14 protein-coding genes and 1 tRNA gene are annotated in these 16,094 nt (G+C 73.1%); 12 read left to right on the forward strand and 3 right to left on the reverse strand.

What is annotated here, in order from left to right; all coding sequences use genetic code 11:
* Positions 1-56 precede the first annotated feature (56 nt).
* The gene (locus ACF07B_RS00830) at positions 57-914 is read left to right on the forward strand and encodes a fumarylacetoacetate hydrolase family protein (protein WP_392177281.1); all 858 of its coding nucleotides are present in this window, start codon (positions 57-59) and stop codon (positions 912-914) included.
* 190 nt (positions 915-1,104) lie between these two features.
* Here the strand turns inward: ACF07B_RS00830 and ACF07B_RS00835 are convergent, their stop codons facing one another.
* Positions 1,105-1,578 carry a heme-degrading domain-containing protein gene (locus ACF07B_RS00835; RefSeq protein ID WP_369481542.1) on the reverse strand — a complete coding sequence of 158 codons (474 nt, stop codon included), beginning with the start codon at positions 1,576-1,578 and terminating at the stop codon, positions 1,105-1,107.
* On the reverse strand, positions 1,575-2,666 hold the full coding sequence (locus ACF07B_RS00840) for a Gfo/Idh/MocA family oxidoreductase (protein ID WP_392177282.1): 1,092 nt from the start codon (positions 2,664-2,666) through the stop codon (positions 1,575-1,577). Before ACF07B_RS00840 ends, ACF07B_RS00835 begins: the two co-directional genes overlap by 4 nt.
* A gap of 345 nt (positions 2,667-3,011) precedes the next feature.
* Between ACF07B_RS00840 and ACF07B_RS00845 the strand changes: the two genes are divergently transcribed.
* The 5 genes from ACF07B_RS00845 to ACF07B_RS00865 all read left to right on the forward strand — a co-directional run bounded on the left by ACF07B_RS00845 (position 3,012) and on the right by ACF07B_RS00865 (position 7,830).
* A complete protein-coding gene (locus ACF07B_RS00845) occupies positions 3,012-4,100 on the forward strand; it encodes an ROK family protein (RefSeq protein WP_392177283.1) in 1,089 nt (362 codons plus the stop codon).
* A gap of 284 nt (positions 4,101-4,384) precedes the next feature.
* On the forward strand, positions 4,385-5,284 hold the full coding sequence (locus ACF07B_RS00850; protein WP_392177284.1) for a hypothetical protein: 900 nt from the start codon (positions 4,385-4,387) through the stop codon (positions 5,282-5,284).
* Positions 5,285-5,541: 257 nt separating this feature from the next.
* Positions 5,542-6,321, forward strand: coding sequence for an HAD-IIA family hydrolase (locus tag ACF07B_RS00855; RefSeq protein ID WP_369481546.1), 780 nt, complete (start codon positions 5,542-5,544; stop codon positions 6,319-6,321).
* A 290-nt stretch (positions 6,322-6,611) separates the two neighbouring features.
* Entirely contained in the window at positions 6,612-7,163 is a 552-nt protein-coding gene (locus ACF07B_RS00860) for a hypothetical protein (protein ID WP_392177285.1), read from the forward strand.
* A gap of 1 nt (position 7,164) precedes the next feature.
* Positions 7,165-7,830 carry a class F sortase gene (locus tag ACF07B_RS00865; RefSeq protein WP_384232763.1) on the forward strand — a complete coding sequence of 222 codons (666 nt, stop codon included), beginning with the start codon at positions 7,165-7,167 and terminating at the stop codon, positions 7,828-7,830.
* A 115-nt stretch (positions 7,831-7,945) separates the two neighbouring features.
* On the opposite strand, the gene ACF07B_RS00870 is transcribed toward ACF07B_RS00865, so the two are convergent.
* Positions 7,946-8,019 (reverse strand) — tRNA-Lys (locus tag ACF07B_RS00870).
* A 184-nt stretch (positions 8,020-8,203) separates the two neighbouring features.
* Here ACF07B_RS00870 and ACF07B_RS00875 point away from each other — a divergent pair.
* The 6 genes from ACF07B_RS00875 (at position 8,204) to ACF07B_RS00900 (ending at position 16,053) form a co-directional block, all read left to right on the forward strand.
* Positions 8,204-9,544, forward strand: coding sequence for a peptidoglycan-binding protein (locus ACF07B_RS00875; RefSeq protein ID WP_392177286.1), 1,341 nt, complete (start codon positions 8,204-8,206; stop codon positions 9,542-9,544).
* A 312-nt stretch (positions 9,545-9,856) separates the two neighbouring features.
* Positions 9,857-10,936: an SPFH domain-containing protein gene (locus tag ACF07B_RS00880; protein ID WP_392177936.1), complete on the forward strand. Its 1,080-nt coding sequence runs from the start codon at positions 9,857-9,859 to the stop codon at positions 10,934-10,936.
* Between the two features lie 246 nt (positions 10,937-11,182).
* Positions 11,183-11,836 carry a lytic polysaccharide monooxygenase gene (locus ACF07B_RS00885; RefSeq protein ID WP_392177287.1) on the forward strand — a complete coding sequence of 218 codons (654 nt, stop codon included), beginning with the start codon at positions 11,183-11,185 and terminating at the stop codon, positions 11,834-11,836.
* Between the two features lie 118 nt (positions 11,837-11,954).
* Complete coding sequence (locus ACF07B_RS00890; RefSeq protein ID WP_369481551.1) at positions 11,955-12,419, forward strand: DUF3592 domain-containing protein; 465 nt, start codon at positions 11,955-11,957, stop codon at positions 12,417-12,419.
* A 65-nt stretch (positions 12,420-12,484) separates the two neighbouring features.
* Positions 12,485-14,242: an AMP-binding protein gene (locus ACF07B_RS00895; protein ID WP_392177288.1), complete on the forward strand. Its 1,758-nt coding sequence runs from the start codon at positions 12,485-12,487 to the stop codon at positions 14,240-14,242.
* Positions 14,243-14,727: 485 nt separating this feature from the next.
* Positions 14,728-16,053, forward strand: a complete 1,326-nt coding sequence (locus ACF07B_RS00900) for a M18 family aminopeptidase (protein ID WP_369481553.1) — start codon at positions 14,728-14,730, stop codon at positions 16,051-16,053.
* Positions 16,054-16,094 lie beyond the last annotated feature (41 nt).

The raw sequence follows: 16,094 nt of genomic DNA on the forward strand, positions 1-16,094 counted from the left end.
CCTCCGACGGCCGCACCCGTCGGTCGGACGGCCCGCGACCGAGGGAGACGGTGACCATGAAGCTGCTGCGAGTCGGTACGACCGGGGCGGAGCGGCCCGCGCTGCTCGACGCCGAGGGGATCCTCCGGGACCTGTCGGGACTGGTCGCCGACATCGACGGGGCACTGCTCGCCGACGACGCGGTGCTCGGCCGGATCCGGTCCGCCGCGGCGGCCGGTGAGCTGCCAGTGCTGGACGCCGACGGACTGCGCGTGGGACCGCCGCTGGCCCGGATCGGCAAGGTCGTGTGCATCGGGCTGAACTACCACGACCATGCCCGGGAGACCGGGGCCGAGCCGCCCGCCGAGCCGGTGATCTTCTTCAAGGCGGCGGACACCGTGGTCGGACCGGACGACACGGTGCTGGTGCCGCGCGGGTCGGTGAAGACCGACTGGGAGGTCGAGCTGGCCGTCGTCATCGGCCGTACCGCCCGCTACCTGGAGTCCGGGCAGGAGGCGCTCGCGCATGTCGCCGGGTACGCGGTGGCGCACGACGTCTCCGAGCGAGAGTTCCAGATCGAGCGGGGCGGCACCTGGGACAAGGGCAAGAACTGCGAGACGTTCAACCCGCTCGGGCCGTGGCTGGTGACCGCCGACGAGGTCCCGGACCCGCAGGCGCTGTCGCTGCGGCTCTGGGTGAACGGGGAGCTCAAGCAGGACGGGACGACGGCCGAGCAGATCTTCCCGGTCGCCGAGGTCGTCCGGTACGTCAGCCAGTTCATGACCCTGTACCCGGGGGACGTGATCAACACCGGTACGCCCGCCGGGGTGGCGCTCGGCCGGCCCGACCCCAAGCCGTTCCTGCGGGCGGGTGACGTCGTCGAGCTGGAGATCGAGGGGCTGGGGCGGCAGCGCCAGGAACTCAAGAACGCGTAGGCGCTCCGCTTCGTTTGCGGTTCGGGTCCGCCGGGGCCGGGTGACTTTTTTTGCCGCGGGTGCGTCGTGGTTGTTCGCGCCGTTCCCCGCGCCCCTGACGGGGCTCTGCCGTGCGTCGTGCTCCGCGGGTGGTTCGTGGTTGCTCGCGCGGTTCCCCGCGCCCCTGACGGGGGCGCGGGGAACCGGTTCGCTAGGCGGCCAGGAACTTCTCCAGGGCCTCCACCACCATCTTGTGGTCCTCGACCTGGGGCAGGCCCGAGACCACCACGGTGCCGATGACGCCCGCGCCCGTCACGGCGATCGGGAAGGCGCCGCCGTGGGCCGCGTACGTGTCGGGGTCCAGGCGCGAGGAGTCCTCGAAGGTCGTGCCCTTGGCGCGGAAGCGCGAGCCGACCAGCAGCGAGGAGCACCCGTAGCGCTCGACGACGCGGCGCTTGCGGTCGATCCAGGCGTCGTTGTCCGGGGTGGACCCCGGCAGCGCCGCGTGGAAGAGCTGCTGGCCACCGCGGCGGATGTCGATGGCGACCGGCGCCTCGCGCTCGCGGGCGAGTTCGACGAGGAGCGTGCCGAGGGCCCAGGCGTCGTCGTGGGTGAAACGCTGGAGCGTCAGCCGGCGCTCCTGCTCCTCCAGGTCGGCGATCTCCGGTGCGACGGGCGCGTTCACAGGGACACCACCACGGACTCGCGGGCGGAGCGGCGGGCCGCCTCCAGGACCTCCAGGGCGGCGGCGGCCTCGTGGGCGGTGACCGGGTTCGGGGCGCCGTCACGGATGGCGGCGGCGACGGCCGCGTAGTACGCGGGGTACGTACCCGGAACCGTCGGCTCGGGACGGCCGCCACCGGTCAGCGGGGACTCGCCGGAACCGACGCGGCCCCACAGGGCCTCCGGCTCGACGCCCCACTCGGCGCCGGCGCCGGGGCGCTTGCCGTCGCGCAGGTCGGCCTCCTGCGGGTCGAGGCCGTACTTGACGTAACCCGCCTGCGAGCCGAGGACGCGGAAGCGCGGGCCGAGCTGGGCGGTCGTCGCGGAGACGTAGAGGTGCGAGCGGACCCCGTTCTCGTGCGTGATCGCGATGAACGTGTCGTCGTCGGTCAGCGCGCCCGGACGGCGGACGTCCGACTCCGCGTACACCGAGGCCGCGGGGCCGAAGAGGACGAGCGCCTGGTCGACGAGGTGGCTGCCGAGGTCGTAGAGCAGACCCCCGATCTCCGCCGGGTCGCCGGACTCGCGCCAGCCGCCCTTCGGCTGCGGACGCCAGCGCTCGAACCGGGACTCGAAGCGCCAGACGTCACCCAGCTCGCCGTCGGCGAACAGCTTGCGCAGGGTCAGGAAGTCGTTGTCCCAGCGGCGGTTCTGGAAGACGGAGAGCAGCAGGCCGCGCTCGTCGGCCAGGGCGGCCAGCTCGCGGGCCTCGGCCGCCGTACCGGCGATGGGCTTGTCCACGACCACGGGGAGGCCGGCCTTCAGGGCGGCGGTCGCGATCGGGACGTGGGTCTTGTTCGGGGACGCGATGACGATCAGGTCGAGTTCGTCGGCGCGGTCCAGCAGTTCGTCGGGCGTCGCGGCGAAGCGGAGTCCGTCGCCGAACTCGGCGCGGGCCTGCGCCTGGCGCTCCGGGTTCGAGGTGACGACCGTGTCGAGGGCGAGCCCCTCGGTCGTGGCGATCAGCGGGGCGTGGAAGACGGAACCCGCGAGGCCGTAGCCGACGAGACCCACGCGAAGGGGCGTACCAGTACCAGTCATGCCTGTCATGCGTCCTACTTTCGCAACGCTGTTGCCAAAGTGCAAGCGCAGGGGACAATGGGTGATGTGAACAGGACCAATGCGGGTGGGGCCGGGACGCAGGGAACGCCCGGGAATCCAGGTGTACCCCGGACCTCGGGACAATGCGCGGATCAGGGCGGAGCCGGGGAGGCCGGCGGTTCCGGTCGTCACGGTGCGGGCGGCGGGGCTTCCGACCGGAACGGCGGGGGCGGGGCTTCCGGTGTCTTCGCGAACCACGGGGTCCCCGGGAATCCGGGTTCCGGTGTCTTCGCGAACCACGGCGTTCCCGGGAATCCGGGTTCCGGCGGGGGCGCCGGCGCCGGGGCGGCCGGGGTGAACCTGCCCGCCCTGCGCACGCACAACGCCGCGCTGGTGCTCGATCTGCTGCGCACTGCGGGCGCCTCCGGCATCAGCCGCCTGGAACTCGCCGAGCGGACCGGGCTGACCCCGCAGGCCGTCAGCAAGATCACCGCGCGGCTGCGGGCGGACGGCCTCGCGACGGAGGCGGGGCGTCTCGCGTCCACGGGCGGCAAGCCCCGTACGGTGCTGCGGCTCGTGCCCGACGCCGGGCACGCGGTCGGGCTGCATCTGGACCGGGACGAGCTGACCGCGGTGCTCTGCGATCTCACCGGGGCCGTGGTGGCCGAGCGGCACGCCCCGCTCGATCTGGGAGCCGGGGCCGACGCGGTGGTCGAGGGGGCGGCCGGGGAGGTCTCCGCCCTGCTCGGCGGGGTGTCACCGCTGGGTGTGGGGGTCGCGCTGCCGGGGCCGCTCGATCACGTCCTGGGGGTGCTGCACCGGGTGACGGGGTTCCCGGAGTGGGACGGGTTCGCCCTGCGGGACGCGCTGGCCGGGCGGCTCGGGCTGCCGGTGGTCGTGGACAAGGACACCAACGCGGCGGCGCTCGGGGTGGCGGTGGGGGCCGGTGCCCGGTCCGGCCCCGGCGTCACGGGCGGCGGGTCGTTCGCGTATCTGCACCTCGGTACGGGTCTGGGCGCCGGGCTCGTGATCGGCGGGGCCGTGCACCGGGGGGCCCGTACCGGAGCCGGGGAGTTCGGACACCAGGTCATCCAGCTGGACGGGCCGAAGTGCGAGTGCGGGAACCGCGGATGCATCGAGGTGCTGTGCCTGGACGCGGTGGGGCGGGGGACCGTGGCCGAGGCCGCTCGGGTGCTCGGCGCCGGAGCGGCGAATCTGGTGGGGCTGCTCGACATCGACCTCGTGCTGCTGGGAGGGCGCACGGTCGCGGCTCACGAGGAGGTCTTCCTCCAGGGGGTCGGGGCCGTCCTGGAGGAACGCGCCCGGCGCGAAGGAGGCGGTCCGGCGGTGCCGGTCCGGGTGGCCCCCGGCGGAGCGCGAGGGGTGGCCGAGGGCGCGGCCCAACTGCTGCTGGCTCCGCTGTTCGGGCGCGGGGAGGGCTGAGCAATCGGGACTTGACCGTCGTCTCCTGGAAGCTCAGCGAGAACAGCAGGCTCAACGAGAACAGCAGGCTCGACGAGGTCCGCAGGGGCCGGTCGATGGGGGGCCGGATCGGTGGGGGTGCCGCCGGACGGTGGGATTCCGGGGGCCGAACGGGGGTGACCGCCCGTTCGGCGGTCCGGCGGCTGGGGTGCGGCGTGGCAGGGTCACGAGGCCATTGCCCGGTACCGACTGACGCTTTCGATCCTCCCGATCCCCGCCCCCTCTCGATCGGCCAAAGGCTCCTCATGCGACTGCGTACGTCTCATCCGCTCGCTCCGACCGCCCTCGCCCCGACCGCTCTCGCCCTGTTCGTGACGTTCACCTCGGCTCCGGCGCACGCGCTGGAGCCCCGCCCGGGCTGTGTCGCGTCCGACACCCACGACTTTCCGATCAAGACCCGGATCCACGGCGGCCCCGACGCCTACCAGGCGGGCGGCGACTCCGGGACCTGGTACATCGACCTCACCAACACCACGGCACACCCCTGCGGCGCGATCCATCCGGTCGTCGTCCTCGTGGACGAGAAGCGGACGCTGCGGCCGGAGCAGGCGCGGCTGGAGTTCTACGAGGGGGAGCGGGCCCATGCCGTGAGGTTCGAGCGGAGCGACGAGGCCGAGAACGTGGCACCGTTCGACGACGGCTTCCCCGGGTTCACCGTCGCCCCCGGCCGCACCCTGACCGTGAAGGTCCGGCTCTCCCTGGCGTCCGGCGCGAGCGCCCCGAACTCCGTCGTCGCGAACGCGGCCGTCGTGCAGAAGCACGACGACGACGGCGACTGGGTCGGAGAGTCGAACGCCTACCGCTTCCGGATCGAGGGCGCCGTCAGGGACAAGGACCCGGAGTCGGGCGAGGAGACCGGTACGGGCGAGGACCAGGACGGCACCGCGGACACCGGTGCCGACGCCGACGCCGGCGTGGGTCCCGGCACCGGGACCGGGACCACCGGTACCGGTGAGGCCCGTACGGACACGGGCAGGGGGACCACCACCGGGACCGGCACGACGGCGCCGTCCGCCGAACAGCTCGCCAGCACCGGACCCGGCGGAGCGAACCGGCCGGCACTGGCCGCGCTCGCGCTCGTCCTCGTCGCCTTCGGCTCCGGACTGTTCGCCCTGGCCCGGCGCATGCGCCCGCGCCGACGCTGACCCCGGGGCGCGGGAAGCGCGAAGCCGGAAGACGTAAGCCGGAAGCCGTAAGAGGGCGGCGGGGACCCGGGGCTGAGTCCGGGTCCGGTGGCCGGCCGGGCGTGGCAAGGCGTGCGAAGGGCGTGACGGAGCCGCGGCCAGGGCGGCCCGGCCGTGGGCGTGCCGTCCTGACTAGGCTGGGCGGGTCGGCACAGCGTCGTTCCGGCAGCCCCGGTTCGAGTGCGTTACGTACGCCAGGACGGCAGGAGACCCAGCACATGTCAGAGCGCAAGCCCATCGAGTCGTGGCTCACCGACATGGACGGCGTCCTCATCCACGAAGGGGTGCCCATCCCCGGCGCCGACGCCTTCATCAAGAGACTGCGGGAGTCCGGGAAGCCGTTCCTGGTGCTGACGAACAACTCCATCTACACGGCGCGCGACCTGCACGCCAGGCTCAAGCGCATGGGCCTGGACGTACCGGTCGAGAACATCTGGACCTCCGCCCTCGCCACCGCCAAGTTCCTGGACGACCAGCGGCCCGGCGGCACGGCGTACGTCATCGGCGAGGCGGGTCTGACCACCGCGCTGCACGACATCGGCTACGTGCTGACCGACCACGAACCGGACTACGTGGTCCTCGGCGAGACCCGTACGTACTCCTTCGAGGCCATGACCAAGGCGGTCCGGCTGATCAAGGGGGGCGCCCGGTTCATCGCCACCAACCCGGACGAGACCGGGCCGTCCACCGAGGGTCCGCTGCCGGCCACCGGAGCGGTCGCCGCGCTGATCACCAAGGCCACCGGCAAGCAGCCGTACTTCGCGGGCAAGCCGAACCCGCTGATGATGAGGACCGGCCTGAACGCCATCGGCGCGCACTCCGAGTCCAGCGCGATGATCGGCGACCGGATGGACACCGACGTGCTGGCCGGTCTGGAGGCGGGGATGCAGACCTTCCTCGTCCTGACCGGGCTGACCACGCCCGAGGAGGTCGAGCGGTACCCGTACCGTCCGTCGAAGATCGTCGACTCGATCGCGGACCTCGTCGACCGCGTCTGAGCCACCGCACCGCCCCGGACGCCCGGCCGGGGGCCGCATCTCCGTGACCGCGACCCGGATGCCCGGCCACAGGCCGCACATCCGTGACCGGGCCGTCCGTTCGTGACCTCCGGTCCGGACGCCCGGCGGTGGTGAGCACCTCCGGGAGACTCCGGTCCTGGTTCCGGAGCGCGTCGGGCCGGGCCCAAACCCCCGGCGCCGCGCACAGACCCGTACGGAGCAGCGGCGGCCCCCTGGAGATGCGGGCCGCCGCCCCGAGGGGGAGTCTCCAGTTGTCTGGAGGTTTCACGATGCGCTCGATGCGACTCACTCTCTGTGCCGGGGCGGCGGTCGCCGCGGCGCTCACGCCCGCCGCGTACGCGGCCGACGCGGGACCGGCCGGTGTCTCCGTGAACCCGGTGTCCCCGGCCGCGGGCAGCGACATCCGGCTGCGGGCCATGGGCTGCGCGGGCCGGACGGGCACGGCGGCGTCGGACGCGTTCGTCTCGGACGCGCGGCTGACCGGCGGGGGCGGCGGCGGACTCGTCGGTGACACCCGCGTCCGTACCGCGCTGCGGCCCGGCAGCTACGGCATCCAGGTGGACTGCGACGGCCACCGCGAGCGGGTCAAGGGCACGCTCACCGTCCCGGCACGCGACTCCTCCCCGAGCGTCATGCCCGCCTCGCCGGTCGCGCCGGTGAACGCGGGGGGCGGCGGAACGGCCCGCCTCGCCGCGGCGGACGACGCCCACGCGGCCGGACCCGGCACCAGGCAGGCGGTGGTCGGCCTGATCCTCGCGAGCGTCGCCGCGATCGCCGTCGCGGTCCGCGGTTCGCGCCGGGGCAACGACGGCCGCGACTGACATGTCCGATCGGGAGCGTTCATCCGGCAGCGGCCGTCTGCTGACCGGTGTGGCCTGGCTGGTCCTGCTGCTCGGGCTGTGGCTGTGGGGCCGTGAGGTGACGGATCTGCGGCTGGGGACGTCGGCACCGACCACGGGGGACATCGCCGCCGTCGGCCGGCCGCCGGAGGTGCGGCTGCCCCCCGCGCTCAAGCCCCTCGGCGGCGCCCGGCCGCAGCGCGTCGACATTCCCTCGATGGGGGTGCAGGCGCCCGTCGTGGCCCGCGGGCTGGACGGCCGGGGCGCCATCGATCCGCCGCCGTTCGACCAGCCGGGTGTCGTCGGCTGGTACGCGGCGGGGGCGAGGCCGGGGGCCGCCGGGACGGCGCTGATGGTCGGCCACGTCGACACCGAGACCCGGCCCGCGGTCTTCTACCGGCTCAGCACCGTCAAGCCCGGCGACACCGTCCGGGTCATGCGCGACGACGGGACCGTCGCCGAGTTCACCGTGGACGACGTCCAGGTTCTGCCGCGCGACCACTTCGATGCCCGGCAGGCCTACGGGGTACGGGAGTCCGGGCGGGCCGAGCTGCGGCTGATCACCTGCGGCGGAACCTTCGACCGGACCGACGGCAGCTACACGGCGAACGTGGTCGTCTCGGCGTACCTCACGGGGAGAGGGCTGTGAGGCGGAAGGTGCTCGATGGGGGTCGTGAGGCGCCCCTCGCGGCCTCCCCCCCGGGGCTTTCCGGGCAGGCATGACGAAGGGCCCCCTCGTTCTCACGAGGAGGCCCTCCGGTCTGTGCGCCGCCAGGGACTCGAACCCCGGACCCGCTGATTAAGAGTCAGCTGCTCTAACCAACTGAGCTAGCGGCGCTTGCTGACGGGAAAACTCTACCCGACCCACGGGGGTGCTCCCGACCAGGTGGGCGGCTCCGTGGCAGGTGGGGGCGGTCCCGTACATCATTCGGACCGTCAGCGTGCGGCGCCGCATGTCAGTTGAGAAACTGACGATTGTGCAGAATTGCGGACATTTCAATCTGGAGGGTGAGGGGCGTCGCATGAAGACTCCGGTGTTCGAGGAGGTCGATCCCGCGAGTGACTGTGATTGCCCCGGATGCGTCCACTGGCGGCGTGTCCTGCCCGTCTCCTCGCGGCTCGGGCCGTCCGGCCCTCCGGGGCATCCGGCGGCCCGTGCCCATGTCCTCGGCCTGGCGGGGGTCGCGCGAACCCCCATGGCGCTCGCGCTGGCCGCCACGGCGGGCACCGTCCTCGGCGCGGTCCCAGCGGTCGCCGCCGTGCACGGACCCGTCCGGCCCGGTCTCCCCCCGGCCGACGGACACGACGGCACCCCCCAGGGCCGCCGGGCGCCGCTGCACGGACCGGCGGGGAAGCCCGCGCTGCCCACCAGGCCGGGGACGGCGGTCCGGGCACCCGCCACCACGCGGGCCGCGATCATCAGCCGCGCCATGACATGGATCGACGCGCAAGTGCCGTACAGCATGGACGACTACTGGCGGGACGGGTACCGGCAGGACTGCTCGGGCTTCGTCTCGATGGCCTGGAACCTGCCGGGCAACGAGTGGACCGGCAGCCTCGACAGCTTCGGGGTGCGGATCACCCGGGACCGGCTCCAGCCGGGCGACATGCTGCTCTTCCACAACCCCGCCAACCCCGAGAAGGGCTCGCACGTCGTCATCTTCGGCGGCTGGACCGACTACACGCACACCCAGTACGTCGCCTACGAGCAGAGCCCGCCGCGGGCCAGGAAGCAGCCCACGCCGTACGCGTACTGGACGAACTCGGACCACTACGTGCCCTACCGCTACCGGGGGATCACGGAGGGCGCGGGTGGTTCGCCGCCCTCCACGTCGACCCGCTATCCGGGGGCCGCGTACTTCGGGACCGGTGCGAACAACGCGTACGTCACCCAGCTCGGCCGGCTCCTGGTGGACCGGGGCGGGCGCCGCTTCTACACCAAGGGACCGGGGCCGCGCTGGTCGGCCGCGGACAAGCGGGCCACCCAGGCGTTCCAGCGGGCGCAGGGCTGGAAGGGCGCCGACGCGGACGGGCTGCCGGGGCCGGCGACCTGGTCGTACCTGGTGGGCAAGAAGGGCAGGAACATCCCCGCCGTGACGGCCGGTCCGGGTTCCTCGCATGCCGTCCCCGGCTATCCGGGACGCGCGGTGTTCCGGCCCGGAGCGAACGACGCCCAGGTGACCGAGCTGGGAAAGCAGCTGGTCAAGAAGGGGTTCGGCACGTACTACACGTCCGGTCCGGGGCCGCGTTGGGGCGAGGCGGACCGGCGCAACGTCGAGGCGTTCCAGCGGGCCCAGGGCTGGCGCGGCGGGGCGGCGGACGGCTATCCGGGACCGGAGACCTGGCGGCGGCTCTTCTCCTGAGCGGCCGGTTTCCCCACGGCTCGTGAACACACTTCCAGGCGCGGAGGCATGGAGGCAGCTATGAGTACGACGACGTCAGACACCCCGGAGTCAGAAGGAGCACCTCCGGTGGAACCCGGGTCCGGCACGGCGGCCGAGGGCGGCGACGGTCAGTGGTCCGGTGCTGCGGCCGAGGGCGGCGACGGTCAGTGGTCCGGTGCGGCGGCTGAGGGGCGCGGTGGTGAGCGGTCCGGTGCGGCGGTCGAGGGCCGTGGTGGTGAGCGGTCCGGTGCGGCGGCCGAGGGTGGTGGGGGTCATCGGCCCGCCCGGCTCATCCACAACGAGGTCACCACCGAGATCCCCGTTCACCTGCTCTTCCGCGACGACCCCGACCCGGTGTCCGTGCCGCTCGCGCCCGCCGTCGTGGGCCGCCGGCGCGGTACCGGGGAGCAGCCGAGAATCCGGCGGCCCACGCCCGGCCGGCCTCCGCGCCCGGTGCCGGACGTCGACCCCGAGCTGGTCGAACGGCCGGCACGGGTGCTGCCCGGCGCGGCGGGTGTGCTGGCCGGGGCCTGTGGTGCGGCCGGATGTGCCCTCACCACCTGGTGGGCGGGCCTGCTGCCGCCCTCCGTGCTGGCCGCCCTGGAACTGCACGGCCACGCGGGTACCGGACTCGGCCCCGCGCAATGGGCGGCGTACGCCGGGGCGGGCGCGCTCGGTCTGTTCGGCTTCGGGGGTCTCGCCCGCGGCCGGACCGGGCGGGCCTGGGTGCTCGGGCTGTTCGGGCGTTATCGCGGTACCGTCCGGCGCACCGGTCTGATGTGGGTCAACCCCCTGGTGCTGCGCCGCCGGGTCGATGTGCGGCTGCGGCACTGGCGCAGCGAGCCGATGTCCGTGGTCGACGCGAACGGGGTCGAGCTGCGGGTGGTCGTGCTCGTGGTGTGGCGCGTCAAGGACACCGCGCGGGCGACCCTCGCGGTCGACGACCACCGGACGTATCTGCGCGAATGTGTGGAGGCGGCGCTCTCGCGGGTGCTCTCCCAGCTGCCGGCCGAGCTGCCGCCCGCCGTCATCAGGGATCTGACCCTGCGCAACACGGACGCGGTCGGCGAGGCGCTGACCCGGATGGTGGCCGCGGACACGGCTCCCGTGGGCCTGGAGGTGTTCTCCGCGCAGCCCACCCGGATCGAGTACGCGCCGGAGATCGCCGCCGTGATGCAGCGCCGCCGGATCGCGGCCCTGGACGCCCAGCACCGCGACAGCGTGCTCGGCTCGGTCGTCGACTCGGTCGAGGACACGGTGACCCGGCTGACCCTGCGCGGGCTGGTCGAACTGGACGACTACGAACGCAAGGCGTTGGTGAAGGACTTGACGGTGGCGTTCTGCACGGGGCGCGGGGAGGTGTCCTCGTAGGCCTCGTGCCTTCGTAGGCCTTGCCATTCCCGTACTCCCCGTACTCCTCCTCCTCGTGCCCTTGCGGACCGTGGGGGCGCCTCGCGCGGCTCGCGCCGCTCGGGTGCCTCGCGTGGGGCGGTCGGCCGGGTCGGGCATTGGTATGGACATGTTCAACTACCCGCAATAATCTGATACTTGGTCTAGACCTGAACCCTGCGCGCACGGCTCACGGGAACATCCCCCACGTCCTCCAGGAGCGGCAGCATGCGCAAACGGACGAACCAGAACCTCACCGGCCGGTCCCGTACCGGCAGGAAAGCGAAGATGTACGCGGCGGCGCTGGGCCTCGCGACGGCGGGCACCTTCGTGCTCTCCACGGGCGGAGCCAGCGCCCACGGCTACACCGACCAGCCCCTCAGCCGCCAGAAGATGTGCGCCGCGAACGGCGGCATCGTGGCCAACTGCGGTGACATCCAATGGGAGCCGCAGAGCGTCGAGGGCCTCAAGGGCTTCCCGGCGGCGGGCCCGGCCGACGGCCGGATCTGCTCCGCCAACCACACGAACTTCGGCCAGCTCGACCAGCCCAAGACCCCCGCGGGTACGGCCTGGCCGACGACCAAGGTGACCGCGGGACAGACGTACACCTTCCGCTGGCAGTTCACCGCGATGCACGCGACGACCGACTTCAAGTACTTCATCACCAAGACCGGCTGGAACCAGAACCACGCGCTGACCCGCGCCGACCTGGAGACCACCCCGTTCCTGACGGTCCCCTACAACGGACAGCGCCCCCCGTCCACGCTCTCGCACACCGGCACCCTGCCCGGCGGCAGGACCGGACACCACGTCATCCTCGGGGTGTGGACGGTCGCGGACACGACGAACGCGTTCTACTCCTGCGCGGACGTCACGTTCTGAAGCCCGGGTTCTGAGCCTTCCTTGAGGCGCTGACGGCACCGGTACGGGTATGTTCCCCGCACGTCGACATGACCAGGTCGACGTGCGGGGAGCAGTATCCGACCACCGGGGGACCGTCATGAGTGTGTTCTTCTATGCCTTGCCCAGTCTGATGATCGTCTTTGTGCTGTTCGTGGCGGCCAGGACCGTGCGCCGTTCGCTGGAGCTGCGCAGCGCCTGGAACAGCGGACTGACCGCGGAGGCGCGCTGTCTGCGTTCGTACACGACGGTCCGCGGCGGAGGCAACGACACCCACGTCACCACGACCATGCACCACGTCTACGAGTTCACGACCCGCGACGGCCGGACGATCCGCTTCGAGGAGCCGAACGGCCCCTCGACGGTCGTCGAGGGCGACATCGTCCCGGCGTACTACACCGCCCGTCACCCCGAGAAGGGCACGGCGTACCCTCCGAGCCCGGCGAAGGTGGCCGCGGGCACCCTCGGCATGCTGGTGTTCTACGGAGTGATCGTCAGCTTCTGCGTCGGCTTCATGATCACGTACCACGCGGCATTCTCCGGCGACGCGTTCCTCGGGAGCTAGTGCGGGCGGGCGGGTCCGCGCACGAGACTCCCTATCTGATGGACCGTCAATTACCTTACGTCTCCATGGAGTCCAGGAGGCGTACCGTCGGGGAGCTCGTGCGGGAGCGGTGGGGCGACCATCGGCCGGGACTGTGGTTCGAGGGCCGGACCATCAGCCATCACCGGGTCGTGGAGGGCGCGGCGGCGCGCGCGGCGCTGCTCGCCGAGCTGCTGCCGCCGGGCGCGGAGCCGCACGTGGGAGTGCTCCTCGACAACACCCCTGAGTACCCACTGTGGTTGGGCGCGGCCGCCCTCGCCGGTGCCGCCGTCGCGGGGATCAATCCGACCCGGCGCGGACCCGAACTGGCCCGGGACATCCGGCACACCGAGTGCCGCGTCCTGGTCACCGAGCGGGCCCTTCTGCCGCTTCTCGACGGACTCGAACTGCCCGGCCTGCACGTCCTGGTGACCGATACGGACGCCTACGCCGAGCTCCTGAAGACGTACGAGGGCACGCCTCCGGACGACGGCGGGGCGCGTCCTGACAGCCGCTTCCTGCTGCTGTTCACGTCCGGTTCGACCGGCGCGCCCAAGGCCGCGATCTGCACCCAGGGCAGGATCGCCGCGGCCGGGCGGTCGCTCGCCGGCCACTTCGGAGTGCGCGCGGACGACACCCACTACATCTGCATGCCGATGTTCCACGGCAACGCGGTGATCGCGGACTGGGCTCCCGCGCTGGCGGCCGGCGCGGGGATCGCGCTGCGGCGCCGCTTCTCGGCCTCCGGGTTCCTGCCCGACGTACGGGCCTGCGGGGCCACGTACTTCACCTATGTCGGGCGTGCCGTGCAGTATCTGCTGGCCACGCCCGCCCGCCCCGACGACCGCGACAACCCGCTGCGTCTGGGGTTCGGGACGGAGGCCGGAGCGGTCGACGTGGCCGCCTTCGAGAAGCGGTTCGGGGCGCGACTCGTCGAGGGGTACGGCTCCTCGGAGGGCGGCGCCGCCATCCAGCGCACGCCCGGCACCCCGGCCGGGGCGATCGGCCGGGCGGCGCCCGCCGACGACCTCGCGGTGCTCGACCCGGACACCCGGCGCGAATGTCCGCCGGCCGTCTTCGACGCGGGCGGACGTCTGCTCAACGGCGCGGCCGCGATAGGGGAGTTGGTGAACCGGGGCGCCAGTCTCTTCGAGGGGTACTGGCGCAATCCCGGAGCCGAGGCGGCCCGGCGCCGGGGGGCCTCACCCGAGCCGGGCGGGACAGGGGAAGCGGGGGCAGGGAGCACAGGGAACGCAGGGGCAGGTGGAGCGGGGAAAGGGAGCGCTGGGGCGGGGGAGGGCTGGTACTGGACCGGTGACCTCTTCTACCGCGACGCCGACGGCTTCCTCTACTTCGCCGGACGGTCCGACGACCGGCTGCGCGTCGACAGCGAGAACCTCGCCGCCGCGATGATCGAGAACATCCTGGCCCGGTACGAGGACGCCGCCGCCGTCGCGGTGTACGCCGTACCGGATCCGGTGGCGGGCGACCAGGTGATGGCGGCCCTGGCCCTGAAGGACGGGGCGCGTTTCGGTCCCGCGCCCTTCGCCGCGTTCCTGCGTGCCCAGCCGGATCTGGGCACGAAGATGGCACCCCGGTTCCTGCGTCTGGTGGAGCGGATGCCCGTCACCGCCACCAACAAGATCCACCGGGTGGCCCTGAGGCGCGAGGGCTTCCACTGCGCCGACCCGGTGTTGTGGCGGCCCCCGGGCGAGGAGACGTACCGCAGACTGACGGCGGCGGACGTGTCCGTGCTGGTGACCCGGTACCGGGAGCACGGGCGCGAGGAGCTGCTGACGCGCTGACCGCGGGGCCGGTTCGGGGAACGGGCACTCCGGCGGAGCACCGCGGCCCCGGAGCCGGGGCACGGCGGGCGGGCGCGGTGTCCCGTGGTGTCGGCCGGGACGGTTCGCGGGGCCGGGGGCGTCCGGTGGTGTCTTGTGAACGGTGGCGACATGAGGCATCCCGGCCGCTTTCCGCGGGGAGGATATCCGGGCACGTGTGCCGAGGGGCCTGCGCGCCAGAGCCCCGAGCCGAGGGAAGAAGGGCGTTGCGTTGCCTGATCCGGGTCGCGGACACGGAAGCCGCGGGGCGCCGCCGCCCCGGCCCACGTCCGCGCCGGTGACGTCGGTGGTGCCGCGTGTGCCGAGGTCCGGTCCCGGTCCCATGCCCGTGAGACCCAGGCCCAGGCCGCCTCCCGGCGGGACCGTCGCCCCGGCCGAACCGCGCGACCGGCGGGGCGGTCCGACGCCCCCACCCCCACCCCCTCGACGGCACCCGAAAGGCCATCATGTCCCCCACGCATGACCCACTCGACCGCGGACACAACGACGACCTGTTCAGCTTCGTCAGAGCCAGCCCCTCGCCGTACCACGTGGTGGCGAGCGCGGCGCAGCGCCTGGAGAAGGCGGGTTTCGCGGAGCTGCGGGAGCGGGACGGGTGGACGGCCGGAACCGAGGGAGGCCGTTATGTCGTGCGCGGGGGAGCACTGGTCGCCTGGTACGTCCCGCCGGGCGCCCCGGCCACCACCCCGTTCCGGATCGTCGGCACCCACACCGACTCACCGAACCTGCGGGTCAAGCCCGTGCCGGACACCGGCTCGGCGGGGTGGCGGCAGACAGCCGTGGAGATCTACGGCGCGGTGCCGCTCAACACCTGGCTCGACCGGGACCTCGGTGTCTCGGGGCGGCTGGCCCTGCGGGACGGTTCGACCCGGCTGGTCCGCGTCGACAAGCCGCTGCTGCGGGTGCCGCAGCTCGCCATCCACCTCGACCGGACCGTGAACGAGGGGCTCGCCCTGGACCGGCAGCGGCACATGACCCCGCTGTGGGGGCTCGGCGGCCCCGCGCCCGGCGCCCTGCTCGGCCGGATCGCGGACGAGGCGGGCGCCGACGCCGCGGAGGTCCTCGGCTGGGACCTCATGCTGCACGACATCCAGCCGCCCGGATATCTGGGGGCGGACGAGGAGTTCATCGCCGCGCCACGCCTCGACAACCAGATCTCGGTGCACGCGGGTGTCACCGCCCTGGTCGCCGCGGCCGGCGCGGAACGGCCGCCCGCGTCCATACCGGTGCTCGCCGCCTTCGACCACGAGGAGGTCGGCAACGGATCGGAGTCCGGAGCCCAGGGCCCGTTCCTGGAACGGGTGCTCAGCCGCTCCGTGACCGCCAGGGGTGGCGGACCGGAGGACTTCGACCGTGCTCTCGCCGACGCCCTGTGCGTCTCCTCCGACATGACCCACGCGGTGCACCCCAACTACGCCGAACGCCACGAACCGGACCACCGTCCGCTGCCCAACGGCGGCCCCGTGATCAAGGTCAACGTCAATCAGCGCTACGCCAGCGACGGCGTCGGTGTCGCCGCCTTCGCCGCCGCGTGCGAACGGGCCGGGGTGCCGTGGCAGCCGTTCGTCTCCCACAACGCGATGCCGTGCGGGACGTCGATCGGCCCGGTCACCGCGGCCCGCCTCGGCGTGACGACCGTCGACGTCGGGGTGGCCGGGCTGTCGATGCACTCGGCGCGTGAACTGTGCGGGGCGCGGGACCCGGAGCTGCTGGCGCGGGTGCTGACCGAGTTCGTCACGGCGGAGCGGACCGGGGCGAGCGGAGGCGTCTGAGGTTCCCCGGACATGCGTGAAGGCCCCCCACCGAAGTGGAG

The organism is Streptomyces sp. NPDC015532 (genome assembly GCF_043078065.1).
GTDB lineage: Bacteria > Actinomycetota > Actinomycetes > Streptomycetales > Streptomycetaceae > Streptomyces.